The organism is Streptomyces sp. NPDC056480, from assembly GCF_042795405.1.
In the GTDB taxonomy this organism is placed as follows: domain Bacteria; phylum Actinomycetota; class Actinomycetes; order Streptomycetales; family Streptomycetaceae; genus Streptomyces.
Genome location: NZ_JBHTSA010000081.1, coordinates 1 through 24577 on the forward strand (window position 1 = coordinate 1; position 24577 = coordinate 24577).

Consider the following 24577-nt stretch of genomic DNA (forward strand, 5'->3'; position numbering starts at 1 on the left):
TCGCTGGGCTCATAACCCAGAGGTCGCAGGTTCAAATCCTGTCCCCGCTACTCAGAGGACGAGGGCCCGGATCCATAAGGATCCGGGCCCTCGTCGTGTGTCGGCGTGCGCGGGGGGCTCGAAGAGCGGTAGGGAAGGGGCGAGTTGGCGTGAGTCGTGTTTGACTTGTCTCTCTGTGGGCATGTCGACAAAACGCTGAGTGACCTCACTGGCTGCGGTATACCAGGTGTGCTCGGGTTGCGGGTGGTGCGACGATGGTATTTATGGGGGACAGGGCAACTCTGTTGGAGACAGGGCGGTTTGTGCAGCGGCATGCCAGGAACGCCGCGGACGAGATCATCGAGGCAGTGGGGGCCGTCGATGCGGCCGTCGACACCACCGCCGAGACGGATGCCGACACCGAGAACGAGACCGAGACCGAGGCCCGCCACCGGCGTGCCGCCGAGCGCGGCGACCTCGCCTCGATGAGCGCGCTCGGCGCGCTGCTGCTGCGCCGCGGCGACCTCGACGGCGCCGAGCCCTATCTGCGCGGTGCCACCGCCGAGGGCGACCGGGCCGCCGCGAACAACCTCGGGGTCCTGCTGCACCAGCGCGGCTACGCCGAGGAGGCCGCCGGCTGGTGGCGGGTCGCCGCCGTCGCCGGCTCCGCGCCCGCCGCCCACGCACTCGGCCGCCACCACCGCGAGCGCGGCGACGAGCCGGCCGCCGAGTACTGGCTGCGCCAGGCCGCCGAGCAGGGCCACGCCCTCGGCGCGTACGCCCTCGCCGACCTCCTGGAGCACCGCAGCGACGTCGGCGCCGAGCGCTGGCTGCGCGCCGCCGCCGAACAGGGCCACCGCGAGGCCGCGTACCGGCTGGCCCTCGCCCTGGAGCGCCGCGCCACCGAGACCACCCGCGGCCCGCACGACACCGGCACCCGGCTCCGGGTGCCCGGCACCGGCGCGCTCGTGCCCACCGGCGCGCCCGCCGCCGCCCCGGGCACCGACGCCGCGGCCGGGCGGGCCGTCGGCGAGCCCGGGAGCGAGCCCACCGAGGCCGAGCAGTGGTTCCGGCAGGCCGCCGCGCGCGGCCACCGGCGCGCCGCGCTCCACCTCGGCGCGATCCTGGAGCACCGCGGCGAGCTCAAGGAGGCCGGCCGCTGGTACCTCAGCTCCGCCAAGGAGGGCGAGGCCAAGGCCGCCTGTGCGCTCGGCTTCCTGCTCCGCGACGCGGGCGACGAGGAGAGCGCCGCCGTGTGGTGGCTGCGCGCCGCCCAGGACGGCGACGGCAACGCCGCCAACGCCCTCGGAGCGCTGCACGCGGCCAGGGGCGAGCAGCAGACCGCCGAGCGCTGGTACCGGGCCGCCATGGACGCGGGCGACGTGAACGGGGCCTACAACCTCGGGCTGCTCTGCGCCGCCCAGGACCGCATCCCGCAGGCCGAGCAGTGGTACCGCCGGGCCGCCTACGCGGGCCACCGCGAGGCGGCCAACGCGCTCGCCGTGCTGCTCCTCCAGGCCGGCGACGCCAACGGTGCCGAGCCCTGGTTCTCCAAGGCGGCCGAGGCGGGCAGCGTCGACGCCGCGTTCAACCTCGGCATCCTCCACGCGGGCCGTGACGACGACCGTACGGCCCTCGTCTGGTACGAGCGGGCGGCGGCCGCCGGGCACACCGAGGCCGCCCTCCAGGTCGGCATCGCGGCCCTCCGGGACGGCGACGAGCGGACCGCCGAGCGGCACCTGCGCTGCGCGGCCGGCGGCGGCAGCGCCGAGGCCGCCTTCCGGCTCGCCTCGGTGCTCGACGCGCGTCGCCCCGACCCGGGCCCGGCCGTCCTCGGCGCGCCCCGGGAGGAGAAGAGCGAGTGCGAGGAGTGGTACGAGCGGGCCGCCCAGCAGGGCCACCGGCGGGCCCAGGTGCGGGTCGGCATGCTCGCCGCCGGGCGCGGCGACCTGGCCGAGGCCGACCGCTGGTACCGCGAGGCGGCCGAGGCCGGCAGCCGCAACGGCGCCTTCAACCTCGGGCTGCTGCTCGCCCGCGAGGGCAGCGAGCGCGAGGCCGCCCTCTGGTGGACCCGGGCCGCCCGGGCCGGTCACGGGCGCGCCGCGCTCCGGCTCGCGCTGCTCGCGGCGCGCCGCGGGGAGCTGACCGAGGGGCGCCGCTGGTGCGCCCGCGCGGTGGAGCTGGGTCCCGCGGAGGTCGCGGAGCGGGCGGCACGGCTGAGCGAGGCACTGCACCAGGAGCTGACCGCGTGAGGGTGGCGTGAGGGCCGCGCATCAATGGATTTGCGCTGGTCGAGCGGCGTCCCGTAGAGTCGGGTTTACCGACGCGGGGTGGAGCAGCTCGGTAGCTCGCTGGGCTCATAACCCAGAGGTCGCAGGTTCAAATCCTGTCCCCGCTACTCAGTAGCAGCGAAGGCCCGGATCCAGTCACTGGATCCGGGCCTTCGTCGTGTGTGCGTCGAAGTGCGGGACGCACGGAGAAGGCCCCCGCCGGAGCGGGGGCCTCTGTCAGGCGGTGGTGGCGCAGCTCGGGCAGATGCCGCGGTACGTGACCTCGACGTTCGAGATCGTGAAGCCGAAGCGCTCGGCGTCCGGCAGGTCCGCCAGCGGGTCGCCGGCCGGGTGGACGTCCCGGATCGCGCCGCAGCGGCCGCAGACCAGGTGCTGGTGCGGCCGGTGGGCGTTGGGGTCGTAGCGCTTGGCGCGTCCGTCGGTCGCGACCTCGAGGACCTCGCCGAGGACGACCATCTCGCCCAGCGTGTTGTAGACGGTCGCGCGCGAGATCTCGGGAAGTCGCGTCACGGCGCGCGCGTGGACCTCGTCGGCGGTCAGGTGCACATGATCCCCGTCGAGGACCTCGGCCACGACGCGTCGCTGCGCGGTCATCCGCCAGCCGCGTCCGCGCAGTCGTTCCAACAGGTCACTCATGGGGGTCAGGGTAACAGTCGCGGCTTCGGGTTCCCGAACAGGTGTGACTTTGGATGTTCACTTGACTTAGACAATGTCCATTGTAGGATCTGGTACGGCAGGCAGGGCAGGACAGGACGCAGGAGGCGCACGTGACGCAGGGACCGCTCACCACGGAGGCCGGCGCGCCGGTCGCCGACAACCAGAACAGCGAGACGGCGGGCGTCGGCGGTCCGGTCCTCGTCCAGGACCAGCTCCTGCTCGAGAAGCTCGCCCACTTCAACCGTGAGCGCATCCCGGAGCGCGTGGTCCACGCGCGCGGTGCGGGCGCCTACGGCACCTTCACGCTCACCCGTGACGTCTCGCGGTGGACCCGGGCCGCGTTCCTCTCCGAGGTCGGCAAGCGGACCGAGACGTTCCTGCGCTTCTCCACGGTCGCGGGCAACCTCGGTGCGGCCGACGCGGTGCGCGACCCGCGCGGCTGGGCGCTGAAGTTCTACACCGAGGAGGGCAACTACGACCTCGTCGGCAACAACACCCCGGTGTTCTTCATCAAGGACGCCATCAAGTTCCCCGACTTCATCCACACCCAGAAGCGCGACCCGTACTCGGGCTCGCAGGAGGCGGACAACGTCTGGGACTTCTGGAGCCTCTCCCCGGAGTCGACCCACCAGGTCACCTGGCTCTTCGGCGACCGCGGCATCCCCGCCTCGTACCGCCACATGAACGGCTACGGCTCGCACACGTTCCAGTGGAACAACGAGGCCGGCGAGGTGTTCTGGGTCAAGTACCACTTCAAGACCGACCAGGGCATCAAGAACCTCACCCAGGACGAGGCCAACCGGCTCGCCGGCGAGGACCCGGACTCGCACCAGCGCGACCTGCGCGAGGCCATCGAGCGCGGCGACTTCCCGACCTGGACCGTGCAGGTCCAGATCATGCCCGCGGCCGACGCCGCCCACTACCGCTTCAACCCCTTCGATCTCACCAAGGTGTGGCCGCACGAGGACTACCCGCCGATCGAGATCGGCACCCTGGAGCTCAACCGCAACCCGGAGAACATCTTCGCCGAGGTCGAGCAGTCCGTCTTCAGCCCGGCGCACTTCGTGCCCGGCATCGGCCCGTCCCCGGACAAGATGCTCCAGGGCCGGCTCTTCGCCTACGGCGACGCCCACCGCTACCGCGTCGGCATCAACGCCGACCACCTGCCGGTGAACCGCCCGCACGCCACCGAGGCGCGCACCCACTCCCGTGACGGCTTCCTCTACGACGGCCGCCACAAGGGCGCCAAGAACTACGAGCCGAACTCCTTCGGCGGCCCGTCCCAGACGGACCGGCCGCTGTGGCAGTCCGCGCCGGTCACCGGCGCCACCGGCAACCACGCCGCCGCCGTCCACGCCGAGGACGACGACTTCAGGCAGGCCGGCGATCTCTACCGGCTGATGTCGGAGGGCGAGAGGGGCCGTCTGGTCGACAACCTGGCCGGCTTCATCGCCAAGGTCTCGCGCGACGACATCGCCGAGCGGGCGATCGGCAACTTCCGCCGGGCGGACGAAGACTTCGGCAAGCGGCTGGAGGCCGCGATCCAGGCCCTGCGCGGCTGAGGGCGCCTGCCGAAAGAGGGAGCGGGCCGGATTTCCGTACGGATTCCGGCCCGCTCCCGCGTCATCGCGCGACGCTGTGCAGCGGGATCCAGCAGCGGATGATGTCCCGGACCGAGACGATGCCGACGGGACCGTGGTCGTCGAGGACCACGAGGTGGCGGAACCCGCCGTGGGTCATGGCCTCGGCCGCCTCCTCCAGGGTCCAGGTGGGGGCGGCGAAGACGACGTCGTGGGTGGTGTGGGAGTCGGCGGTCTCGGTGTCGGGGTTCTGGTCGCGGGCCAGTGACTTGAGGATGTCCCGTTCGGTGAGGATGCCGAGCCCGGCGTCCCCGTCCAGGACGACGGCCGCGCCGACGCGGCGCGCCGCCATCAGCCGGGCGGCCTGTCGGAGGGTGTGTGCGGGGCCGATGGTGAGGACCACGGTGCTCATGGCGTCGCGGACGAGCATGGGCGGAGCCACCTCCTTGGTGAAACGTTCCCGCCTTCAACGAGAACGGATTCACAAGTTCACAAGTGGGGGGACTCTCAGAGTGGCACCGGGGGAGGGGGCCGACAAGGGGGCGCGCGAGGCGCCCCCGGGGAGTGCCGAGGGCGCTCGAACGTCAGCGTGAGACCGGGTGCGGCGGGGCGATCAGCCCTCCGCGTCCTCCTGGTTGAGGTAGCTCAGCAGCTCGCCGTGGAGCAGACCGTTCGACGCCGCCGCGTTCCCGCTGTGCGGACCGTGCCGGCCGTCCAGGCCCGTGTACGTACCGCCCGCCTCCTGGACCACGACCGCCACCGCGGCCATGTCCCACAGCGACAGCTCCGGCTCCGCGCAGATGTCCACCGAGCCCTCGGCGACCATCATGTACGGCCAGAAGTCGCCGTACGCCCGCGTCCGCCAGCACGCGCGCGTGAGGTCCAGGAAACCGTCGAGGCGGCCCTGCTCCTCCCAGCCGCTCAGCGAGGAGTACGCGAACGAGGCGTCCTCCAGGGAGGAGACCTTGGAGACCCCGATCCGGCTCGCCGAGGCGAGGCTGCGGCCGGTGTACGCCCCGAGGCCCTTCGCCGCCCACCAGCGCCGGCCGAGCGCCGGGGCCGACACCACGCCCACCACCGGCTGGAAGCCGGTGTCCCCGGCCTCCATCAGCGCGATCAGGGTCGCCCAGACGGGCACCCCGCGCACATAGTTCTTCGTACCGTCGATCGGGTCGATCACCCAGCGGCGCGGGCCCGTGCCCTCCACGCCGTACTCCTCGCCCAGGATCGCGTCGCGCGGCCTGGCGCGCTGGAGCTGCCCCCGGATCAGTTCCTCGGCGGCCTTGTCGGCCTCGCTCACCGGAGTCATGTCCGGCTTCGTCTCGACCTTGAGGTCGAGCGCCTGGAACCGGTCCATGGTGGCCGCGTCGGCGGCATCCGCGAGGACATGGGCGAGACGCAGATCATCGTGGTAATCGGCCATGGTCGGCACTCTATCTCCGTGTGATCCCCGCACGGAGAACCGTCCACCGCCGCCCCTTGACAGTGCCGGAACGCCTGCCGACCCTGAGCACGGAAACGATTCCCCGGTCCGGGAGGCGCCGATGCCGACTGCCCGCGAGGCCCTGCTCGACGCCGCGCTCGCCGCGCTCGTGCACCGGCCGTGGTCCGCCGTCCGCATGGCCGACCTCGCCGTGGCCGCCCGGGTCTCCCGGCAGACCCTCTACAACGAGTTCGGCAGCAAGGAGGGCCTCGCCCGCGCCCTGGCGCGCCGGGAGGCCGACGCCTATCTCCACGGCGTCCGGCGACTGCTCGCCGCCCCTGCCCCGCCCGAGCGGAACCTGGTCGCCGTCGCCGAGTGGATCGTCACCCGGGCCGCCTCCCGGCCCGTACTGCGGGCCCTGCTCACCGGTGCCTGGGACGAGCGGCTGCCCGCGCCCCGGCCCGCCAGGCCCGGCGCGCGCCCCGCGGCCGTCCCCGCGCAGCGCCGTGCCGACGAGGGGCCGCCCGCGCCCGGCGATCTGGTGGCGGCGACCGTGGCCTGCGCGGAGGAGCGGTGGGCGGTGGGCTGTGAACTCGCGGTCCGGCTGGCCCTCAGTCATGTCGTGGCGCCCACGATCCCCACCCTGGAGGGGTGGCGGACGGACGGTCAGTGCGCCGAGCCGGACAGCTGGAGCCCGATCACGCCGACGATGACCAGGCTGATCGAGATGAGCTTGAGCGTGGAGACCACGTCACCGAGGAAGATCATTCCGTAGATCGCCGTCCCGGCCGCCCCGATCCCGGTCCACACCGCGTACGCGGGGCCCACGTCGAGCTTCCGCAGGGCGAGCGTGAGGAGGCCGAAGCTGCCCAGGGCGAAGGCCGCGAACGCGACCGTCGGCCACAGCCGGGTGAACCCGTGCGAGAGCTTCAGGCAGACCGCGAACCCCGTCTCCAGAAAGCCCGCCACCACCACCAGCAGCCACGCCATCGTCAGTGCCTCCCACGCCGTCGGTGACTGCTTCGTCGCACTTGGTGCGATTATGCACTTACCTGCCGTGGACGTCCGTAAACGTCGGGGCTCAGTCGCCCTCGCGCCGCTCCCGGGTCGCGAGCAGCCGGCGCAGCGAGACGAGCCGCGCCGGATCGGCGTGCCCCTCCGCCACCCACGCGTCGAGCGCGCAGTCCTGCTCGTCGTGGCTGCACGCGCGCGGGCAGTTCTCCGTACCCGGTACGAGGTCGGGGAAGGCGAGGATGACCCGGGACGGGTCCACGTGGTGCAGGCCGAAGGAGCGGACGCCCGGGGTGTCGATGACCCAGCCGCCCTCCTTGTCGTTGAGCGGCAGGGCCAGCGCGGAGGTGGTGGTGTGCCGGCCGCGGCCCGTGACCGCGTTGACGACACCGGTGGTCCGCCGTCGCTCCGGCGGGACCAGGGCGTTGACCAGGGTCGTCTTGCCGACGCCGGAGTGCCCGACGAACGCGGTGGTCCGGCCCTTGAGGTGCTCGTGGACCCGCTCGGCGGCGACCCCGTCCACGAACTCGTCGCGCGTGGTCACCACGTACGGCACACCGAGCGCGCCGTACATGTCGAGGAGGTCGTCCGGCGGGGCCAGGTCCGACTTGGTGAGGACGAGCAGCGGGGTGAGGCCGCCGTCGTACGCCGCGACCAGGCAGCGGTCGATCAGACGCGGGCGCGGCTCGGGATCGGCGAGGGCGGTGACGATGGCCAGCTGGTCGGCGTTGGCGACGACCACCCGCTCGTACGGGTCGTCGTCGTCGGCGGTGCGGCGCAGCACCGAGCTGCGCTCACCGATCCGCACGATCCGGGCGAGGGTGTCCTTCTCGCCGGACAGGTCGCCGACGAGCGAGACGCGGTCGCCGACCACGGCGGCCTTGCGGCCCAGCTCGCGCGCCTTCATCGCGGTGACCGCCCGGTCGTCGACCAGGACGGTCAGCCGGCCGCGGTCGACGGTGAGGACCATGCCCTCGACGGCGTCCTCGTGCTTCGGGCGGATCGTGGTGCGGGGACGGGTGCCCTTGCGGTTCGGCCGCTGGCGGATGTCGTCCTCGTCGGTGTGCTTGCCGTAACGCCGCATGGTTCAGGCCCCGAGCATTTCGGTCCACATCCTCGGGAAGTCGGGCAAGGTCTTCGCCGTCGTGGCCACGTCCTCGATCTCCACGCCCTCGACCGCGAGGCCGATGATGGCGCCCGCCGTCGCCATGCGGTGGTCGTGGTACGTGTGGAACACGCCGCCGTGCAGCGGGCGCGGGCGGATGTGGAGACCGTCCTCGGTCTCGGTCACGTCGCCGCCCAGCTCGTTGATCTCCTTGGTGAGCGCCGCCAGCCGGTCCGTCTCGTGCAGCCGGAGATGGGCGACGCCGCGCAGGGTCGACGGGGAGTCCGCGAGGGCCGCGACCGCCGCGATGCCGGGCGTCAGTTCGCCGACCTCGCCGAGGTCCACGTCGATGCCGTGGATCCGGCCCGTACCGGTGAAGGTCAGACCCGCCTCGGTCAGCTCGCAGGAGCCACCCATCTCGGTGAAGATCTCCCGCAGCGCGTCACCGGGCTGGGTGGTTCGCGACGGCCAGTCCGGGACCGTGACACGGCCGCCGGTGATCAGGGCCGCGGCCAGGAAGGGCTGCGCGTTCGACAGATCGGGCTCGATGACGAGGTCCCGGCCGCGCAGCGCGGAGGGGGCCACCCGCCAGACGTTCGGGGCGCCGCCGTGCTCCGGCTCGTCGACCTGGGCGCCGACCGCGCGCAGCATGTCGACCGTCATCCGGATGTGCGGGAGCGAGGGCAGCCGCGACCCCACGTGCCGCACCTCGACGCCCTGGTTGAAACGGGGCGCGGAGAGCAGCAGGGCGCTCACGAACTGGGAGGACGAGGAGGCGTCGATCTCGACGGTGCCGCCGTCCAGACCGCCGGCGCCGTGCACCGTCATGGGGAGGGCGCCGCGGCCCTCGTCGTCGATGCGGGCACCGAGCGCGCGCAGCGCGTCGATCACGCCGTGCAGCGGGCGCTCGTGGGAGCGGGGGTCGCCGTCGAAGCGCACCGGGCCGTCGGCGAGCGCCGCGACCGGGGGCAGGAAGCGCATGACCGTGCCGGCGTTGCCGACGTCGACGGCCGCGGGGCCGCGCAGCGGGGAGGGGATGATCCGCCAGGCCTCGCCGGAGCCCTCGGGGCCGCCCGCGACGGAGGAGCTGGACGACACCGTCTCCTCGATCCTCACTCCGAGGGTACGGAGCGCCTCGGCCATCAGGAGGGTGTCGCGGGAGCGCAGCGGGCGGCGCAGCCAGCCCGGCTCGGAGGCCAGCGCGGCGAGGACAAGGGCGCGGTTGGTGACCGACTTGGATCCGGGCACGGTGACGGTCGCGTCGACGGCGCCGCGGGCATACGGGGCGGGCCAGAGGTCGGTGGGCGGGTCGGTGTGCGCGGAGGTGGCTGCGGTCATGGAATCACTGTACGGGGGAGTCAGAAGCCCAGGAGCCAGCGCCCGCCGCCGATCAGGGCGGAGATCGCGACGGCGTGGAAGAAGACCAGCCACACTCCCGCGGGCACATGGGTGAGCCGCGCGAGCTGGTCCGCGTCCGAGTCGGGGGCGCCGCCGTGGCGCCGCTTGGCCTGGAGCTCGAAGGCCGGGCGGACGCCGCCGAGCAGCAGGAACCAGACCACGGCGTACGCGAAGACCGACTGCACCTCGGGGGAGGCCAGCCAGGAGACGAGGAGGAAGGCGGCGCCGGTGAGGAGGACGGTGAGGATCCCGTACGCGTTGCGGACCATCACGAGCATCGCGAGCAGCAGGGCCGTCGCCACCCACAGCAGCAGGGTCACCCGATGGGTGCCGAGGAGCGCGGCGCCGCCGAGGCCGAGCAGCGGGGCCGCGGGGTAGCCGGCGGCCAGGGTGAGGACCACGCCGAGGCCGGTCGGGCGGCCGCGGCTCACGGTCAGCCCGCTGGTGTCCGAGTGCAGCCGGATCGCTTCGAGGCGCCGGCCGGTGGCGAGCGCGACCAGGCCGTGGCCGCCCTCGTGGGCGATGGTGATCGCGTTGCGGGCGAGCAGCCATGTGCGGCGGGGCACGGTGACGGCGAGGGCGGCGACGCCGGTGGCGATCACCAGCCACTCGGCCGGAGCGGCCTGCGCGCTGAAGAGGTCGAGGTCCATCTTTCGGGCCGCTCCTCGGGTGGTCGGGGATCGTGGCAGTGTGGCACGTATGTGCGGAAGGTATGCAGCGAGCCGGCGGCCCGAGGACCTCGTCGGCCTCTTCGGGATCGAGAAGTGGGAGCCGGAGGAGACTCTGGCCCCGGACTGGAACGTGGCCCCCACCAAGGAGGTCTGGGCCGTTCTGGAGCGTCCTCTGAAAGACGCAGGATCCCCGCGTCCGGTTCGCCAGCTGCGCGCGCTGAGATGGGGACTGGTCCCGTCCTGGTCGAAGACCCCGGAGGGCGCCGCCCGGATGATCAACGCGCGGGCGGAGACCCTGGACGAGAAGCCCTCCTTCAAGCGGGCCTTCTCGTCCCGCCGGTGCATCCTGCCGGCCGACGGCTACTACGAGTGGGTGACCGGCGCGGGCGAGCGCGACCTGGAGGTCGAGGGGAAGAAGAAGCGGCCGCGGAAGCAGCCGTACTTCGTGACGCCCGCGGACGGCTCGGTCTTCGCGATGGCGGGGCTCTACGAGTTCTGGCGCGACCGGACCCGGCCCGACGGCGACCCCCTGGCCTGGTGGGTGACCTGCTCGGTGATCACCACCGAGGCGGAGACCGGGCCGCTGGGCGTGGCCCCGGCCGAGGGCCCGCACGCGCTCGCCGACATCCACCCCCGGATGCCGCTGATGCTCACCGAGGACCGCTGGGACGCCTGGCTCGACCCGGCGACCACGCGGCCGGAGGAGCTGCGCGGGCTGCTCGCCGCGCCGCCGGAGGGCCTGATGCGGGCCTACCCGGTGGCGACCGCGGTCAGCAACGTCCGCAACAACGGGCCCGAGCTCCTGACGGAGCTGGAGGGCCCGGAGGTCGCCACGCTCTTCTGAGACGGCCTCTTCCGGGAGCGCCTCTTCGGGGAGCACCTCGTCCGGGACCGCCGCGTCCGGGACCGCCGCGTCCGGGACCGCCTCGTCCGAGGCCGTCCCGGGCGCTTCCGGACGGCAGGATGGGAGCGTGACCGACGTGACACAGTACGAGACCGTTTCCACCGAAGCCGGGGATGCCCGCATCGCCTGGTACGAGGGGGCCGAAGGGCCCGAGAGGGCCACGGGGACGAAGCCGTGGGCCGTCCTGGCCCTCGGCCACGGTGCCGGCGGCGGCATCGAGGCCCGCGACCTCCAGGCCCTGGCCGCCGCGCTGCCCGCCCGGGGAGTGACCGTCGCCCTCGTCGAGCAGCCCTGGCGGGTGGCGGGCAAGAAGGTCGCGCCCGCACCCAAGACCCTGGACACCGGCTGGCGCGGCCTCTGGCCGGCCCTCGCCCGGCCCGGGCTCCCGGTGATCGCGGGCGGCCGCAGCGCCGGCGCCCGGGTCGCCTGCCGCACCGGGCGGGATCTCGGCGCGCTCGCCGTCCTCGCGCTGAGCTTCCCCCTGCACCCGCCGGGCAGGCCGGAGAGGTCCCGGGCCGACGAACTCCTCGGCAGCGGGCTGCCGACGCTCGTCGTCCAGGGCGGCAACGACCCCTTCGGGCGGCCCGCGGAGTTCCCGGAAGGCCCGTACCGCCTCGTCGAGATCCCGTACGGGGACCACGGCCTCGCCCTGCCCAAACGGGCGCCGCTGGGGCCGGACGAGGCGATGGCGCTCCTGGCGGACGGGGTCGCCGAATGGATCCTCTCCCTCCGCTGACGGACCGGGAATGCCGAGCGGGGGACCACTGTTGTTCCGTGCGTCGGTGTGAGAGCAAGAAGAGGGAGTCCTTCGCATGGGTTCGACCATCTGCCCGGAGCGCGCGCAGGCCGCTGACCTCGACTGGACAGTGCTTCCCGCGCCCAAGGGAGCCCGGATTCGGGCGGCGGGCGGAGCGGTTCCTCGTCTATCCTCCGAAACGAGCGGGTCCGCCCTCGGGCTCGCCGCCGCGCTGGAGGAGGTGGGTCCGGTCACTGGGACCGACACAGGGACCGACGACGGCCCCGAGGAGACGACCGAGGAGCGCAACGCGCGCTTCGAGCGGGACGCCCTCGGCTACCTCGACCAGATGTACTCGGCCGCGCTGCGCATGACGCGCAACCCCGCGGACGCGGAGGACCTGGTGCAGGAGACCTACGCCAAGGCGTACGGATCCTTCCACCAGTTCCGCGAGGGTACGAACCTCAAGGCCTGGCTGTACCGCATCCTCACGAACACCTTCATCAACTCGTACCGCAAGAAGCAGCGCGAGCCCCAGCGCAGCGCCGCCGAGGAGATCGAGGACTGGCAGCTCGCGCGCGCCGAGTCGCACATGTCGACCGGTCTGCGCTCCGCAGAGTCGCAGGCGCTCGACCACCTCCCGGACTCCGACGTGAAGGAAGCGCTCCAGGCGATTCCCGAGGAGTTCCGCATCGCCGTCTATCTCGCGGATGTCGAGGGCTTTGCGTACAAGGAGATCGCGGACATCATGGGGACACCCATCGGTACGGTGATGTCCCGGCTGCACCGGGGTCGCCGCCAGCTGCGCGGCATGCTCGAGGACTACGCCCGCGACCGCGGGCTGGTACCCGCGGGCGCCGGAGAGTCGTCGAACGATCTGAAAGGCTCGGGCTCATGAGCTGCGGAGAGCCGCACGAGACGGATTGCTCGGAAGTCCTGGATCATCTGTACGAGTTCCTCGACAACGAGATGCCCGACAGTGACTGCACCAAGTTCGAGGTGCACTTCGAGGAGTGCTCCCCGTGCCTGGAGAAGTACGGCCTGGAGCAGGCGGTGAAGAAGCTCGTCAAGCGCTGCTGCGGCAGTGACGACGTCCCCACCGACCTGCGGTCCAAGGTCATGGGCCGGATCGACCTGATCCGCTCCGGGCACCTGGTGCCCGAGCAGGAGATCGCGCCGATCGTGCCGACGACGCCGGCACCGGCGCCCCAGGAGTAACTCCCCTTCCCACAGCGGGAGAAGAAGGCCGTCGCGACGCGATCGCGGCGGCCTCCTGCGTATATCAGCTTGTATCACCCGATGGTGCGAATCCGCTCCACCGCGCCGTCACGGGCCGCCCCACTCGCTACCGTGACGGGGATGATGGGCGTGAAGGTCATTCCGCGCGCGGCCCGCGTGTACATCGGCTGCGCCCTGCTGGGCGCCGGGGCCTCGGTCCTGCCCGCCCTGCGCCCCGGCGCGGCCACCCCCTGGGGCACGGTCGGGCTCCTCGCCGCCCTGTACGCGCTCTGCGAACTGCCCGCCCGCTGCCGCCTCCTCGGCCGCGCGACCGGCGGCTCCGTCCCCATGGGCACCGGCTCCTTCTTCCCCGTCCTCCTCGCCGCCGCCCTCCTCCTGCCGCCCGCCGCAGCCGCGCTCACCGCGCTGCCCGGCAGCCTCCTCGCCCGCGTCGACGAACCCCCGGCCGCCCCCCGGCGCGCCTGGCGGGCCGCCGCCACCGCCCTCGCCACCTGGGCCGCCGCCCGGGCGGCCGAGGCCCTCAGCTGCGCCCGTGCCCTCGGACACGCTCACGACGCCCCGGACTTCCCCTACGCGCTGCTGCCCGCGGGCGCCGCCGCGCTCACCTTCTGCCTGGTCCTGACCGCCCTCGACGGCGGCATCCGGGCGACGGCCGACGGACTGCCCCCGCGGGCCGCCTGGCGCGGCCTCCTCGGCCGGGCGCTCGCCCCGCACGCCGTGCACGGACTCGCCGGACTGATGATGGCCGTCCTCTGGCGCAGCACGTACGGCCCCGTGTCGGCCCTCTTCGTGCTCCTCCCGATGTACATCTCCTGCTGGGTCTTCGCCCAGTACCACCGTGAGCGCGCCGCCCACCAGGCCACCATCCGCGCCCTCGTCCAGGCCGTCGACATCAAGGACCGCTACACCCGCGGCCACAGCGAACGCGTCGGCCACGCCTCCGTCCTGATCGCCCGCGAGCTGGGCATGGCCGAGGAACGGCTCGACGTCGTACGGTTCGCCGGCATCCTCCACGACGTCGGCAAACTGGGCGTGCCCACCCGGGTCCTCCGCAAGGACGGCCCCCTCACCCCCGAGGAGCGCCGGGTCATCGAACTGCACCCGGAGTACGGACACGAGATGGTCCGCGGCATCGGCTTCCTCGGCGAGGCGCGGGCCGCGATCCTCCACCACCACGAACGCATGGACGGCAGCGGCTACCCGTACGGGCTGCGCGGCGAGGAGATCCCCGAGTTCGCCCGGGTGGTGGCCGTCGCCGACGCCTTCGACGCCATGACGTCCACCCGCTCCTACAGCCGGGCCCGACCGGTGCCTACCGCCGTCGCCGAACTGGAGCGCTGCGCCGGCAGCCAGTTCGACACCCGGATGGTCGCCGCCCTCGTCCGCGCCCTGGAGCGGCACGGCTGGCAGCCCGCCGTCACCGCCGACGAGACCGCACCCCCGGGCCCGGCCGGCGGGAACGTGCCGCCGCCCCGCGAGACCGAGGCCGCGCGGCGGCCGGAAGCACCCGGGACCAGGCCCAAGGAGCGCGCATGAGGCCCGGCGCCGTCACCGTCGGCGCCGTGCACGGGGCCGCACTCCTGCTGAGCCTCGCCGGATTCGCCTCCACCCTCTGGTACGGCGTCGACGAACCCGGCAACGCCCTCGCCTTCGGCACCCTCATCGTCCTCGGCGAGCTCGCCCGCTGGGGCGCCGCACCCGGCTCCGGCGCACCTCCCGTGCACGAGGCGCCAGGGGGGCGGGAGCCCGCGCCGCTCGCCGCCGCCGGAGCCCTCGCCTACGCGCTGCTCGGGGCGAGCGCCGGGACCGCCACCACCCACGGCGTCCTCCAGATCGTCGCCGTCGTCGTCGCCGCCGGCCTCGCCGGGATCGTCCCCCACATCGCCCGGGGCCGCGGGCCCGGCCTCGACCACATCGCCCGCCGCATCCTCACCGTCGGCTTCGCCGCGCTCTGCTTCCAGCCCCTCTACAACTCCGGGGCCGTCGTCGAGCACCTCGGCCAGGGCCCCGCGTACGCCCTCTTCCTCGTCCTGCTGCTCGTCCTGACCGCCCTGTGCGACGCGGTCCTCGCCGCCCTCGTGCTCCGCGCCCGCACGGGGTTCCCGTACGGCCCCCTCCTCCGCGACGAACTGCGCGCCCTCCTCGGCATCGGCTCCGCCGTCGGCGCCACCGGCACCGTGATGGCGCTCGGCGTGGCCGCCGCCGGGCTCTGGGCGCTGCCCGTGCTCGCCGTGCCGCTGCTGCTCACCCAGGTCTCCTTCCGGCGGTACGCCGCCGTGCGCACGGTCAACCGGCAGACCATCGCCTCGCTCGCCCGCGCCACCGAGATCGCCGGCTGCACCCCGCCCGGCCACACCCGCCGGGTGGCCGCACTCAGCGCCGCCGTCGGACGCGAGCTGGGCCTCTCCGGCACCGAGCTGGCCGTCCTGGAGCACGCGGCGCTCATGCACGACATCGGCCAGCTCTCCCTCGTCGACCCCGTCGCGGGCGGCGCCACCGCCCTCCTGCCTGCCGAGGAGCAGCGCCGGATCGCCCTCCTCGGCGCCGAGGTCGTCCGCATGACCGGTGTCCCCGAGGCCGTCGCCGTCGTCGTTGAGCGCCAGGCCGACCCGTACCGAGAGCAGCCGCTGCCCGCCCGCATCGTCCGGACCGTGAACGCCTACGACGATCTCGCGGGAGGCGAGGGCGCGGGCGCCGCCCTCGACGCCCTGGAGCGGCTCAGGCTCGGCACCGCCCGCGATCATCACCCGGATGTCGTCGAATGCCTGGCCAGGGTCCTGGCGCGGGGCGGAGCGGCTGGGGTGACCTCCGTCGCGACTGGGTAACCCATGGGTAATGAGCGCGCGTCCGACCGGGCATGGTTGGATGCGAACAAGAGGGTGAAGCGACCGGCAGGCGGGAATCGTGAAGATCTTCGGGAAGGTACGGCATCGGCCCTCCGCCTCATGGCGGCAGGCCACCGACCGCGCGTTCACGCTGATCGGCGACGGCCGGTACGAGGACGCGGGCGCGCTCCTGACGCGCGCGGCGGACCTGGAGCCCTGGCTCTCGGAGTCCTGGTTCAACCTGGCGCTGCTGCACAAGTTCCGGCACGACTGGGAGCAGGCGCGCGCCGCCGGGCTCCGCGCCGTCGCGCTGCTCGACAAGGAGAGCGGCGCCCCCGACTGGTGGAACGTGGGCATCGCGGCGACCGCGCTCCAGGACTGGCCGCTGGCCCGCCGCGCCTGGCAGGCCTACGGACTGAAGGTCCCCGGAGCCGCCGCGGGCACCGGTGAGCCCGCCGGGATGGAGCTGGGCAGCGCCGCCGTCCGGCTGTCGCCCGAGGGCGAGGCCGAGGTCGTGTGGGGCCGCCGGCTCGACCCGGCCCGGATCGAGGTCCTCTCCATCCCGCTGCCGTCCTCCGGGCGCCGCTGGGGCGAGGTCGTCCTCCACGACGGCGTGCCGAACGGCGAGCGCACCACCACCGCCGGCCCCTCCTACCCGGTCTTCGACGAGATCGAGCTGTGGGCCCCCTCACCCGTCCCCACCTGGGTGGTCCTCCTGGAGGCGGCCACCGAGGCCGACCGGGACGCGCTGGAGCAGCTCGCCGCGGAAGCAGGTTTCGCCGCCGAGGACTGGTCGTCCTCCGTACGGCTGCTCTGTCGTGCCTGCTCCGAGTCGACCATGCCGAGCGCCGAGGGCGAGGGCGAGCACTCCGACCCGCACGACCACAGCGAGCCGGGCCACCCCGGGCCGCTCGGGCACCGCTCGCCGGGCGAGCTGTGGGTCCCGGAGCGGGAGTGCGGCATCGCGGCCCCGGCGGGCCTGGTGCGCGGGCTCCTCGACGGCTGGGTGGCGGACAGCCCCGACAGCCGTGAGTGGCGGGATCTCGAAGAGGTCTGCTGAGGCTTCCCCGCCGGGCCCGTAGGCTGTCTCTCGACGGAATCGGGTTTTCAGGAAGGCGCGGCCGGACATGGCGCAGCAGGAGACGGACGAGCAGACGGTGGTCAACGACGGCTTCGTCGTGGACACGGAGGACTGCGAGGCACGCGAGCTCGCCCACCGTGAGCGCGGCACCGCCCGCCCCATCACGGTGGTCGGCAACCCGGTGCTCCACAAGGAGTGCAAGGACGTCACCGAGTTCGACGACTCGCTCGCGGCGCTCATCGACGACATGTTCGCGAGCCAGAAGGCCGCCGAGGGCGTGGGCCTCGCCGCGAACCAGATCGGTGTCGACCTCAAGGTCTTCGTCTACGACTGCCCCGACGACGAGGGCGTCCGGCACACCGGTGTCGTGATCAACCCGGTCCTCCAGGAGCTCCCGGCCGAGCTGCGCGTCCTCGACGAGTCCAACGAGGGCTGCCTCTCGGTGCCGACCGCCTACGCCGAGCTGGCCCGCCCCGACTACGCGGAGGTCCACGGCCGGGACGCCCAGGGCAACCCGATCAAGGTGCGGGGCACCGGCTACTTCGCCCGCTGCCTCCAGCACGAGACGGACCACCTGTACGGCTACCTGTACATCGACCGCCTCTCCAAGCGGGACCGCAAGGACGCCCTGCGCCAGATGGAGGAGGGCACCCCGCGCTACGAGACGGTGCCGAACGCCTGATCTCCGGTACGCGTACGTGAAGGGCCCCGCACTCGACCGAGTTCGGGGCCCTTCACGTACGACGGGATCCTAGAAGTCCTCGTCCAGGTCGACCGAGCCCTCGACCGCCACCTGGTAGGCGGACGGGCGGCGCTCGAAGAAGTTCGTGAGCTCCTGGACGCCCTGGAGCTCCATGAACGAGAACGGGTTCTCGGAGCCGTACACCGGGGCGAAGCCGAGGCGCTGGAGGCGCTGGTCGGCGACGCACTGGAGGTACTCGCGCATCGACTCGGTGTTCATGCCCGGCAGGCCGTCGCCGCACAGGTCGCGGCCGAACTGCAGCTCCGCCTCGACGGCCTCCTTCAGCATGTCCGTGACCTGCTGCTGGAGCGCGTCGTCGAAGAGCTCCGGCTCCTCCTTGCGGACGGTGTCCACGACCTCGAAGGCGAAGTTCATGTGCATCGTCTCGTCACGGAACACCCAGTTGGTGCCGGTGGCGAGGCCGTGCAGCAGACCGCGGGACCGGAACCAGTACACGTACGCGAAGGCGCCGTAGAAGAACAGGCCCTCGATGCACGCGGCGAAGCAGATCAGGTTGAGCAGGAAGCGGCGGCGGTCGGCGGCCGTCTCCAGGCGCTCGATCTTCTCGACCGAGTCCATCCACTTGAAGCAGAACTGCGCCTTCTCGCGGATGGAGGGGATCTCCTCGACCGCGTCGAACGCGGCGGCGCGGTCGTCCGGGTCGGGCAGGTAGGTGTCGAGCAGCGTCAGATAGAACTGGACGTGCACGGCCTCCTCGAACAGCTGGCGCGACAGGTACAGGCGCGCCTCCGGGGAGTTGATGTGCTTGTAGAGCGTCAGGACCAGGTTGTTGGAGACGATCGAGTCGCCCGTCGCGAAGAACGCGACCAGACGGCCGATCATGTGCTGCTCGGCCGGCGTCAGCTTGGCGAGGTCGGCGACGTCCGAGTGGAGGTCGACTTCCTCCACGGTCCAGGTGTTCTTGATCGCGTCCCGGTAGCGTTCGTAGAAGTCCGGGTAGCGCATCGGACGGAGGGTCAGCTCGAAGCCCGGGTCGAGGAGGTTCTTCTTTTCGTTGGAGCTCATTACTGGCAGGCCTCGCAGGACTCGGGGTTCTCAAGGGAGCAGGCGAGGGCGTCCGCGTCGGGCGCCGCCTGCTGGACGGGGATGGTGGCTGCGGCGGGCGTCGCGGCCTGGGCGGCGCGGGCGATCCGGGTCGCCGGGCGGGAGCGCAGGTAGTACGTCGTCTTCAGACCCTGCTTCCAGGCGTACGCGTACATCGACGACAGCTTGCCGATCGTCGGCGTCTCCAGGAACAGGTTCAGCGACTGCGACTGGTCCAGGAACGGCGTCCGGGCGGCGGCCATGTCGATCAGACCGCGCTGCGGGATCTCCCACGCCGTGCGGTACAGCTCGCGCACCTCGGCCGGGACCCAGGTGAAGCCGGCCACCGAGCCGTTGGACTCGCGCAGCGCCTCACGGGTCTGCGCGTCCCACACGCCGAGCGCCTTCAGCTCGTCGACCAGGTACGAGTTGACCTGGAGGAACTCGCCGGAGAGCGTCTCGCGCTTGAACAGGTTGGAGACCTGCGGCTCGATGCACTCGTACACACCGGCGATCGAGGCGATCGTCGCGGTCGGCGCGATGGCGAGGAGGAGGCTGTTGCGCATGCCGACGGCGGCGATCCGCTCGCGCAGCGCGGCCCAGCGCTCCGGCCAGTTCAGCTCGACGTCGTAGTGGTCGGGGTGCAGCACGCCCCGGGCGGCGCGGGTCTTGTCCCAGGCGGGGACCGGACCGTTGCGCTCGGCGAGGTCGGTGGAGGCCTCGTACGCGGCGAGCATGATGCGCTCGGCGATACGGGTGGACAGCGCGCGGGCCTCGGCGGAGTCGAACGGCAGCTTCAGCTGGAAGAAGACGTCCTGGAGGCCCATCGCGCCCAGGCCGACCGGCCGCCAGCGGGCGTTGGAGCGGCCCGCCTGCTCGGTCGGGTAGAAGTTGATGTCGACGACCCGGTCGAGGAAGGTGACGGCCGTACGGACGGTGGAGTCGAGGCGCTCCCAGTCGATGTCGCCGTCGACGACGAAGGCGCCGAGGTTGACCGAGCCCAGGTTGCAGACCGCGGTCTCGCCGTCGTCGGTGACCTCCAGGATCTCCGTGCAGAGGTTGGAGGAGTGGACGGTGTGGCCGGGCTCGGCGGTCTGGTTGGCCGTCCGGTTCGAGGCGTCCTTGAAGGTCATCCAGCCGTTGCCGGTCTGGGCCAGGGTCCGCATCATCCGGCCGTACAGGTCGCGGGCCGGCATCGTCTTGCGGGCCAGGCCCGCCGCCTCGGCCTTGCGGTAGGCGGCGTCGAACTCCTCGCCCCACAGGTCGACCAGCTCGGGCACGTCCGCCGGGGAGAACAGCGACCAGTCGGCGTCGGCGTTGACCCGGCGCATGAACTCGTCCGGGATCCAGTGCGCCAGGTTCAGGTTGTGCGTACGGCGCTGGTCCTCGCCCGTGTTGTCGCGGAGCTCAAGGAACTCCTCGATGTCCGCGTGCCAGGTCTCCAGGTAGACGGCGGCGGCCCCCTTGCGGCGGCCGCCCTGGTTCACGGCGGCGACGGAGGCGTCGAGGGTCTTCAGGAACGGCACGATGCCGTTGGAGTGCCCGTTGGTGCCGCGGATCAGCGAACCGCGGGCGCGGATGCGGGAGTAGGAGAGGCCGATGCCGCCCGCGTGCTTCGAGAGGCGCGCGACCTGGTGGTAGCGGTCGTAGATGGAGTCCAGCTCGTCCTGCGGGGAGTCCAGGAGGTAGCAGGAGGACATCTGGGGGTGGCGGGTGCCGGAGTTGAAGAGCGTGGGGGAGGACGGCAGGTAGTCGAGCCGGCTCATCAGGCGGTAGAGGGCGGCGACCTCGTCGAGCGCGCGGACGCTGTCGTCCTCGGCGAGGCCGCAGGCCACGCGGAGCATGAAGTGCTGCGGGGTCTCGATCACCTTGCGGGTGATCGGGTGGCGCAGCAGGTAGCGCGAGTAGAGGGTGCGCAGGCCGAAGTAGCCGAAGCGGTCGTCCGCGGCCGCGTCGATCGTCGCGTCGAGCCGGTCCGCGTGCAGCGCCACGAACTCGGCGGTGCGGTCGGCGATCAGACCCTCGCGGTGACCGACGGCGACGGAGGCCGAGAAGGAGAACGAGCCCTGACCGGCGGCCTCGTCGGCGATCGTGATCGTCAGGAGCCGGGCGGCGAGCCGGGAGTACGCCGGGTCCTCGGCGATCAGACCGGCGGCCGACTCGGTGGCCAGCTCGCGCAGTTCCGCGTCGTCCGCGACGGCGCTGCGGCCGCGGAGCGCGGCGGCGGCGACCTTGCCGGGGTCGGTGTCGGGGAGATCGGCGGTGAGGTCGGTCAGGGTCCGCAGCAGCACGGTCCCGGGGCCGTCGCTCTCGACCGCGGAAGCCTCGGCGGAAGCCGGATCGGCGGGCGCGATGGTCACGTGGGGGCTCTCCCTCGCTCGGCTCGGGGCCGCGGCGGGGGAAGGCGGGCAGACGGGCATCCGTAACGCCGGACGCGACGCTTCCACCGGCCCACTCCGCGAGGCCCGGACGTCATTGGCACCCGGAACGGACGGACCGGATGCGCTGCCGGCAGGTCCTCGGACTCACCTCGCCCGAATACGTCGTATCCGTACGAAGCACACCGTTGCGGGACAGTTCCGGATTCGCGCCGGATTCCCCTGCGTCGACAGCGAGGACGAGCATACATGTGGGGGGCGCCCCGTGCGGCACCCCCCACATGTTGTGTCGCCCCCCGGCTCAGAACTCCAAGGAGTAGGTGCGCAGGCGATGGTCGGGGATCGGCTCCCAGTCCCGGTCCGGGGTGCGGAGGAAGCCCAGACGCTCGTAGATCCGGTGCGCGGAGACCATCGTGGCGTCCGTGGAGAGCACGATGCGGCGGCACCCGGGGAGGGCCCGTGCGCGCTCGATACAGGCCCGTACGAGGGCCTCTCCGACGCCCCGGCCGCGGGCCTCCCGGGAGACCACGAGCATCCGGAACTCGGCCTCGCCCTCGATCGCGATGTCCGCCCACGGAGTGGAGCCGGTGGCGAAGGTCACCCCGCCGAGCAGCCGTCCGTCGGCGTCCTCGGCGACGAGCACCTCGCTCTCGCGCGCCCGCCGGGCCGTGTCACGGAGCACGTGCAGATACGAGTCCTCCGCCCCGTACTTCAGCAGCCCGTCGTTCAGATAGGTCCCCGCGGTGAGCTCACCGAGCGTCTCGTGGTCCTCGGGCCGTACCGCCCTGATCGTGAAGTCCATGAGGGCAGTGTGCCTCCGGCCGCCCGGAGGACCCCAGCGGGTCTCAGCCACCGGCCCCCACCGAGTTGTCGGGGGCGCCGTCGCCCACCGGCGGCAGATCGCCCCGCTCGACGGGCTGTCCGCCGCCCGTCCGCTCCGGCAGGACGGCGTCGAGCTCGGCGGCGCCGGCGCGGTGGGTGCGCTCGGCGGCGCCCCGGAGTGCCTTCCGGTCCACCGTGAGCGGGGCGGCGACCTCGACGCGCAGCCCGTTCTCGGTGCGCACGTACGCGTGCTGCCCGGCGGAGCGCAGGTACCAGTGGTCGCCGTCCCGGACACAGCCGTCAGGTCCGGCGGTGTTCGCCGCGGCGCACTCCTTCTCCGTGAACGGGCGGCGCTCGGCGGAGACGGTCAGGCGGACGCCGTCCTTCCGCAGGTACGTGACCTGGAAGCCGTCGTCGCCGATGACCCCCGACGCCATCCGGGAGGCCTCGAAGCCCTCGGCCTCGGTGACGTACACATGGTCCTTGTCGGTCTGTGCCCAGCGGGCGCGGGCGTCCAGCTCGGCCGGGTGGGGCGTCGGGCCGCCGCCCGGCGTCTCGGTGCCGCAGCCGGTGACGGCGAGGGCGAGGGCGAGCGGGAGCAGTGGGAGCAGGGTGAGTCGTGGTCCGGTGCGCATGTCCCGCATCCTCGCGCGGGGACGGCGAAGGCCGCCATGCCTCGGGGGAGGCAGGGCGGCCTTCGTCGGGTCCGGCGGCGGGTCAGTGGGTCTCGGCGCCGACCTTCGGGAGCTTCTTGACCCCGGCGTCGCCGGCGTCGGCCGTGTAGTCCTCCGGGGAGGTCTCGTCGATGCCCTCGGGGGCCTTGACGGCCTTGAGGACGAAGGTCAGGACGACCGTGACGAGGACGTTGAGGAGGAAGGCGGTCAGACCGATGTAGCCGATCTCGCCGATGCCCGGGATCTCGGCGGAGGAGCCGCCGAAGTGCTTCTGGGTCGGGCTGGCCACCCCGTAGGCGGCGACCGTGCCGTAGATCATGCCGACGGCCCAGCCGGCGAGCAGCGCCCAGCGGTGGAACCAGCGGGTGAAGAGACCGCCGACGAGCGCCGGGAAGGTCTGCAGGATCCAGATGCCACCGAGCAGCTGGAAGTTGATCGCGACCGTCTTGTCCATGGTGAGGACGAAGGCGAGCGCGCCGACCTTCACGAGCAGCGAGACCAGCTTGGAGACCTTGGTCTCCTGGGCCGGGGTGGCGTCCGGTTTGATGAAGTCCTTGTAGATGTTGCGGGTGAAGAGGTTGGCCGCGGCGATCGACATGATCGCGGCCGGTACGAGCGCGCCGATGCCGATCGCGGCGAACGCGACGCCCGCGAACCAGTCCGGGAACATCGTCTCGAAGAGCTGCGGGATGGCGAGCTGGCCGTTCTTCACCTGGATCCCGGCGGCGATCGCCATGAAGCCGAGCAGCGCGAGCAGGCCCAGCATCAGCGAGTACAGCGGCAGGATCGTGGTGTTGCGGCGGATGACCTCACGGCTCCGGGACGACAGCGTCGCCGTGATGGAGTGCGGGTACATGAAGAGCGCGAGCGCCGAGCCGAGCGCCAGCGTCGCGTACGTCCACTGGCCCGCCTCGCCGGGGACGAGCGAGCCGCGCGGCTTGCCGGTCGCCGGGTTGGTCTGCGCGTACGCCTCGCCCGCCTTGGCGAAGATCTCGTCGAAGCCGCCCAGCTTGATCGGGATGTAGATGATCGCCACCGCGATGACGATGTAGATCAGGGTGTCCTTGACGAAGGCGATGAGCGCGGGGGCGCGCAGACCCGAGGAGTACGTGTACGCCGCGAGGACACCGAAGGCGATGAGCAGCGGCAGGTCCTTGATGAACCAGTGGGTGGTCTCGCCGCCGCCGACGCCCATCACGTCCAGGACGGCCTGGATGCCGACGAGCTGGAGCGCGATGTACGGCATGGTGGCGAGGATGCCGGTGACCGCCACCGCGAGGGAGAGTCCCTTGGAGTCCCAGCGGCCGCGCACGAAGTCCGAGGTGGTGACGTACCCGTGCTTGTGCGAGACCGACCAGAGGCGCGGCAGGAAGGTGAAGATCAGCGGGTAGACCAGGATCGTGTACGGCACGGCGAAGAAGCCGGCCGCGCCCGCCGCGTAGATGGCCGCCGGGACGGCGACGAAGGTGTACGCGGTGTAGAGGTCGCCGCCGAGCAGGAACCAGGTCACCCAGGTGCCGAACGACCGGCCGCCCAGTCCCCATTCGTCGAGGCTGTTCTCGTTCTCGGCCTTGCGCCAGCGCGAGGCGAGGAATCCCATGACCGTGACGGCCAGGAAGAAGAAGATGAAGACGGCGAGTGCGACGCCGTTCACGCCGTCCTTCATCGCTCGTCACCCCCCTTGCGGGCACGCTGGTCCAGCTGCCACAGCTTGTACGCGACCATGGTGAGCGCGGTGGAGATCAGCACCCAGAGCATCTGGTACCAGTAGAAGAACGGGATGCCCGCGAAGAGCGGTTCGACCTTCGCGTACGAGCTGACCCAGAGCATCGCCACGAACGGCGCGAACAGACAGAGCGCGATCACCACCCTCAGCGGCGTGATGGTGGGTTGTTTCCCTTGTGTCGCTTCTGGCATGGCGATTCCGGTCCCCTCGCTGATCACCTCGGTAATGCTGGGGAAATCTAGGGGACTGTTCCGCTCCATGGAACCCCTGTCCGCATAACGGATGGGACTC

The 24577-nt window shown here is 72.3% G+C and carries 24 protein-coding genes, 1 tRNA gene and 1 riboswitch; of the genes, 12 read left to right on the plus strand and 13 right to left on the minus strand.

Features of this window, described 5'->3' with window-relative positions; translation table 11 throughout:
* The first annotated feature begins 254 nt into the window (after window positions 1-254).
* Window positions 255-2231 (plus strand): tetratricopeptide repeat protein, encoded by a 1977-nt coding sequence (locus ACFQ79_RS28490; RefSeq protein WP_383588856.1) that lies wholly within the window; start codon window positions 255-257, stop codon window positions 2229-2231.
* Between the two features lie 72 nt (window positions 2232-2303).
* Window positions 2304-2377, plus strand: a tRNA-Met gene (locus ACFQ79_RS28495).
* 109 nt (window positions 2378-2486) lie between these two features.
* Here ACFQ79_RS28495 and ACFQ79_RS28500 read toward each other — a convergent pair.
* Complete coding sequence (locus ACFQ79_RS28500) at window positions 2487-2906, minus strand: Fur family transcriptional regulator (RefSeq protein WP_383588859.1); 420 nt, start codon at window positions 2904-2906, stop codon at window positions 2487-2489.
* Window positions 2907-3037: 131 nt separating this feature from the next.
* On the opposite strand from ACFQ79_RS28500, the gene ACFQ79_RS28505 reads away from it, so the two are divergent.
* On the plus strand, window positions 3038-4489 hold the full coding sequence (locus tag ACFQ79_RS28505) for a catalase (RefSeq protein WP_383588862.1): 1452 nt from the start codon (window positions 3038-3040) through the stop codon (window positions 4487-4489).
* A 61-nt stretch (window positions 4490-4550) separates the two neighbouring features.
* Here the strand turns inward: ACFQ79_RS28505 and ACFQ79_RS28510 are convergent, their stop codons facing one another.
* Together ACFQ79_RS28510 and hisN are read right to left on the minus strand one after the other, a co-directional pair.
* A complete protein-coding gene (locus ACFQ79_RS28510) occupies window positions 4551-4937 on the minus strand; it encodes a cyclic nucleotide-binding/CBS domain-containing protein (protein ID WP_383588864.1) in 387 nt (128 codons plus the stop codon).
* Window positions 4938-5120: 183 nt separating this feature from the next.
* Window positions 5121-5930 carry a histidinol-phosphatase gene (gene hisN / locus ACFQ79_RS28515; RefSeq protein ID WP_383588866.1) on the minus strand — a complete coding sequence of 270 codons (810 nt, stop codon included), beginning with the start codon at window positions 5928-5930 and terminating at the stop codon, window positions 5121-5123.
* A 121-nt stretch (window positions 5931-6051) separates the two neighbouring features.
* Here hisN and ACFQ79_RS28520 point away from each other — a divergent pair, with 121 nt between their 5' ends.
* Window positions 6052-6705: a TetR/AcrR family transcriptional regulator gene (locus ACFQ79_RS28520; protein WP_383588868.1), complete on the plus strand. Its 654-nt coding sequence runs from the start codon at window positions 6052-6054 to the stop codon at window positions 6703-6705.
* Here ACFQ79_RS28520 and ACFQ79_RS28525 read toward each other — a convergent pair.
* The 4 genes from ACFQ79_RS28525 to ACFQ79_RS28540 form a co-directional block, all read right to left on the minus strand.
* Window positions 6597-6920: a multidrug efflux SMR transporter gene (locus tag ACFQ79_RS28525; protein WP_209496723.1), complete on the minus strand. Its 324-nt coding sequence runs from the start codon at window positions 6918-6920 to the stop codon at window positions 6597-6599. The two genes, ACFQ79_RS28520 and ACFQ79_RS28525, sit on opposite strands and share 109 nt — an antisense overlap.
* A 91-nt stretch (window positions 6921-7011) precedes the next feature.
* A complete protein-coding gene (rsgA, locus tag ACFQ79_RS28530; protein WP_073912175.1) occupies window positions 7012-8025 on the minus strand; it encodes a ribosome small subunit-dependent GTPase A in 1014 nt (337 codons plus the stop codon).
* Between the two features lie 3 nt (window positions 8026-8028).
* Window positions 8029-9384, minus strand: a complete 1356-nt coding sequence (aroA, locus tag ACFQ79_RS28535) for a 3-phosphoshikimate 1-carboxyvinyltransferase (protein ID WP_383588870.1) — start codon at window positions 9382-9384, stop codon at window positions 8029-8031.
* Between the two features lie 20 nt (window positions 9385-9404).
* A complete protein-coding gene (locus ACFQ79_RS28540; RefSeq protein WP_383588872.1) occupies window positions 9405-10094 on the minus strand; it encodes a M50 family metallopeptidase in 690 nt (229 codons plus the stop codon).
* A 49-nt stretch (window positions 10095-10143) separates the two neighbouring features.
* On the opposite strand from ACFQ79_RS28540, the gene ACFQ79_RS28545 reads away from it, so the two are divergent.
* From ACFQ79_RS28545 to def, 8 genes are all read left to right on the plus strand, one after another.
* On the plus strand, window positions 10144-10959 hold the full coding sequence (locus tag ACFQ79_RS28545; protein ID WP_383588874.1) for an SOS response-associated peptidase: 816 nt from the start codon (window positions 10144-10146) through the stop codon (window positions 10957-10959).
* Between the two features lie 136 nt (window positions 10960-11095).
* Window positions 11096-11755, plus strand: a complete 660-nt coding sequence (locus ACFQ79_RS28550) for an alpha/beta family hydrolase (RefSeq protein ID WP_383588913.1) — start codon at window positions 11096-11098, stop codon at window positions 11753-11755.
* 241 nt (window positions 11756-11996) lie between these two features.
* Complete coding sequence (locus ACFQ79_RS28555) at window positions 11997-12653, plus strand: sigma-70 family RNA polymerase sigma factor (protein ID WP_030207302.1); 657 nt, start codon at window positions 11997-11999, stop codon at window positions 12651-12653.
* On the plus strand, window positions 12650-12973 hold the full coding sequence (gene rsrA / locus ACFQ79_RS28560) for a mycothiol system anti-sigma-R factor (RefSeq protein WP_383588875.1): 324 nt from the start codon (window positions 12650-12652) through the stop codon (window positions 12971-12973). Before ACFQ79_RS28555 ends, rsrA begins: the two co-directional genes overlap by 4 nt.
* A gap of 150 nt (window positions 12974-13123) precedes the next feature.
* Window positions 13124-14530 (plus strand): HD-GYP domain-containing protein, encoded by a 1407-nt coding sequence (locus ACFQ79_RS28565; protein ID WP_383588915.1) that lies wholly within the window; start codon window positions 13124-13126, stop codon window positions 14528-14530.
* Window positions 14527-15819: an HD-GYP domain-containing protein gene (locus ACFQ79_RS28570; protein ID WP_383588877.1), complete on the plus strand. Its 1293-nt coding sequence runs from the start codon at window positions 14527-14529 to the stop codon at window positions 15817-15819. Before ACFQ79_RS28565 ends, ACFQ79_RS28570 begins: the two co-directional genes overlap by 4 nt.
* A 79-nt stretch (window positions 15820-15898) precedes the next feature.
* Window positions 15899-16879: a hypothetical protein gene (locus ACFQ79_RS28575; RefSeq protein ID WP_055600922.1), complete on the plus strand. Its 981-nt coding sequence runs from the start codon at window positions 15899-15901 to the stop codon at window positions 16877-16879.
* A 67-nt stretch (window positions 16880-16946) separates the two neighbouring features.
* Window positions 16947-17582: a peptide deformylase gene (def, locus tag ACFQ79_RS28580; protein ID WP_383588879.1), complete on the plus strand. Its 636-nt coding sequence runs from the start codon at window positions 16947-16949 to the stop codon at window positions 17580-17582.
* A 69-nt stretch (window positions 17583-17651) separates the two neighbouring features.
* Here the strand turns inward: def and ACFQ79_RS28585 are convergent, their stop codons facing one another.
* The 6 genes from ACFQ79_RS28585 to ACFQ79_RS28610 form a co-directional block, all read right to left on the minus strand.
* Window positions 17652-18668 (minus strand): ribonucleotide-diphosphate reductase subunit beta, encoded by a 1017-nt coding sequence (locus ACFQ79_RS28585; protein ID WP_383588881.1) that lies wholly within the window; start codon window positions 18666-18668, stop codon window positions 17652-17654.
* The gene (locus tag ACFQ79_RS28590) at window positions 18668-21046 is read right to left on the minus strand and encodes a ribonucleoside-diphosphate reductase subunit alpha (RefSeq protein ID WP_383588883.1); all 2379 of its coding nucleotides are present in this window, start codon (window positions 21044-21046) and stop codon (window positions 18668-18670) included. The genes ACFQ79_RS28585 and ACFQ79_RS28590 overlap by 1 nt, the downstream gene beginning before the upstream one ends.
* A gap of 132 nt (window positions 21047-21178) precedes the next feature.
* Window positions 21179-21324: riboswitch (cobalamin riboswitch) on the minus strand.
* Between the two features lie 41 nt (window positions 21325-21365).
* Window positions 21366-21866, minus strand: a complete 501-nt coding sequence (locus tag ACFQ79_RS28595) for a GNAT family N-acetyltransferase (protein ID WP_383588885.1) — start codon at window positions 21864-21866, stop codon at window positions 21366-21368.
* A 43-nt stretch (window positions 21867-21909) separates the two neighbouring features.
* Complete coding sequence (locus ACFQ79_RS28600) at window positions 21910-22521, minus strand: hypothetical protein (RefSeq protein WP_383588887.1); 612 nt, start codon at window positions 22519-22521, stop codon at window positions 21910-21912.
* A gap of 82 nt (window positions 22522-22603) precedes the next feature.
* The gene (gene mctP / locus ACFQ79_RS28605; RefSeq protein ID WP_383588889.1) at window positions 22604-24226 is read right to left on the minus strand and encodes a monocarboxylate uptake permease MctP; all 1623 of its coding nucleotides are present in this window, start codon (window positions 24224-24226) and stop codon (window positions 22604-22606) included.
* On the minus strand, window positions 24223-24477 hold the full coding sequence (locus ACFQ79_RS28610; RefSeq protein WP_266969114.1) for a DUF3311 domain-containing protein: 255 nt from the start codon (window positions 24475-24477) through the stop codon (window positions 24223-24225). The genes mctP and ACFQ79_RS28610 overlap by 4 nt, the downstream gene beginning before the upstream one ends.
* Window positions 24478-24577 lie beyond the last annotated feature (100 nt).

Bases quoted from the DNA above. Each gene is read 5' to 3' on its own strand.
- rsrA (WP_383588875.1), top strand. From the start codon at position 12,650: ATGAGCTGCGGAGAGCCGCACGAGACGGATTGCTCGGAAGTCCTGGAT.
- ACFQ79_RS28500 (WP_383588859.1), bottom strand. From the start codon at position 2,906: ATGAGTGACCTGTTGGAACGACTGCGCGGACGCGGCTGGCGGATGACC.
- def (WP_383588879.1), top strand. From the start codon at position 16,947: ATGGCGCAGCAGGAGACGGACGAGCAGACGGTGGTCAACGACGGCTTC.
- ACFQ79_RS28610 (WP_266969114.1), bottom strand. From the start codon at position 24,477: ATGCCAGAAGCGACACAAGGGAAACAACCCACCATCACGCCGCTGAGG.
- ACFQ79_RS28520 (WP_383588868.1), top strand. From the start codon at position 6,052: ATGCCGACTGCCCGCGAGGCCCTGCTCGACGCCGCGCTCGCCGCGCTC.
- ACFQ79_RS28600 (WP_383588887.1), bottom strand. From the start codon at position 22,521: ATGCGCACCGGACCACGACTCACCCTGCTCCCACTGCTCCCGCTCGCC.
- mctP (WP_383588889.1), bottom strand. From the start codon at position 24,226: ATGAAGGACGGCGTGAACGGCGTCGCACTCGCCGTCTTCATCTTCTTC.
- aroA (WP_383588870.1), bottom strand. From the start codon at position 9,384: ATGACCGCAGCCACCTCCGCGCACACCGACCCGCCCACCGACCTCTGG.
- ACFQ79_RS28490 (WP_383588856.1), top strand. From the start codon at position 255: ATGGTATTTATGGGGGACAGGGCAACTCTGTTGGAGACAGGGCGGTTT.
- ACFQ79_RS28570 (WP_383588877.1), top strand. From the start codon at position 14,527: ATGAGGCCCGGCGCCGTCACCGTCGGCGCCGTGCACGGGGCCGCACTC.
- rsgA (WP_073912175.1), bottom strand. From the start codon at position 8,025: ATGCGGCGTTACGGCAAGCACACCGACGAGGACGACATCCGCCAGCGG.
- ACFQ79_RS28540 (WP_383588872.1), bottom strand. From the start codon at position 10,094: ATGGACCTCGACCTCTTCAGCGCGCAGGCCGCTCCGGCCGAGTGGCTG.
- ACFQ79_RS28510 (WP_383588864.1), bottom strand. From the start codon at position 4,937: ATGCTCGTCCGCGACGCCATGAGCACCGTGGTCCTCACCATCGGCCCC.
- ACFQ79_RS28585 (WP_383588881.1), bottom strand. From the start codon at position 18,668: ATGAGCTCCAACGAAAAGAAGAACCTCCTCGACCCGGGCTTCGAGCTG.
- ACFQ79_RS28525 (WP_209496723.1), bottom strand. From the start codon at position 6,920: ATGGCGTGGCTGCTGGTGGTGGTGGCGGGCTTTCTGGAGACGGGGTTC.
- hisN (WP_383588866.1), bottom strand. From the start codon at position 5,930: ATGGCCGATTACCACGATGATCTGCGTCTCGCCCATGTCCTCGCGGAT.
- ACFQ79_RS28545 (WP_383588874.1), top strand. From the start codon at position 10,144: ATGTGCGGAAGGTATGCAGCGAGCCGGCGGCCCGAGGACCTCGTCGGC.
- ACFQ79_RS28595 (WP_383588885.1), bottom strand. From the start codon at position 21,866: ATGGACTTCACGATCAGGGCGGTACGGCCCGAGGACCACGAGACGCTC.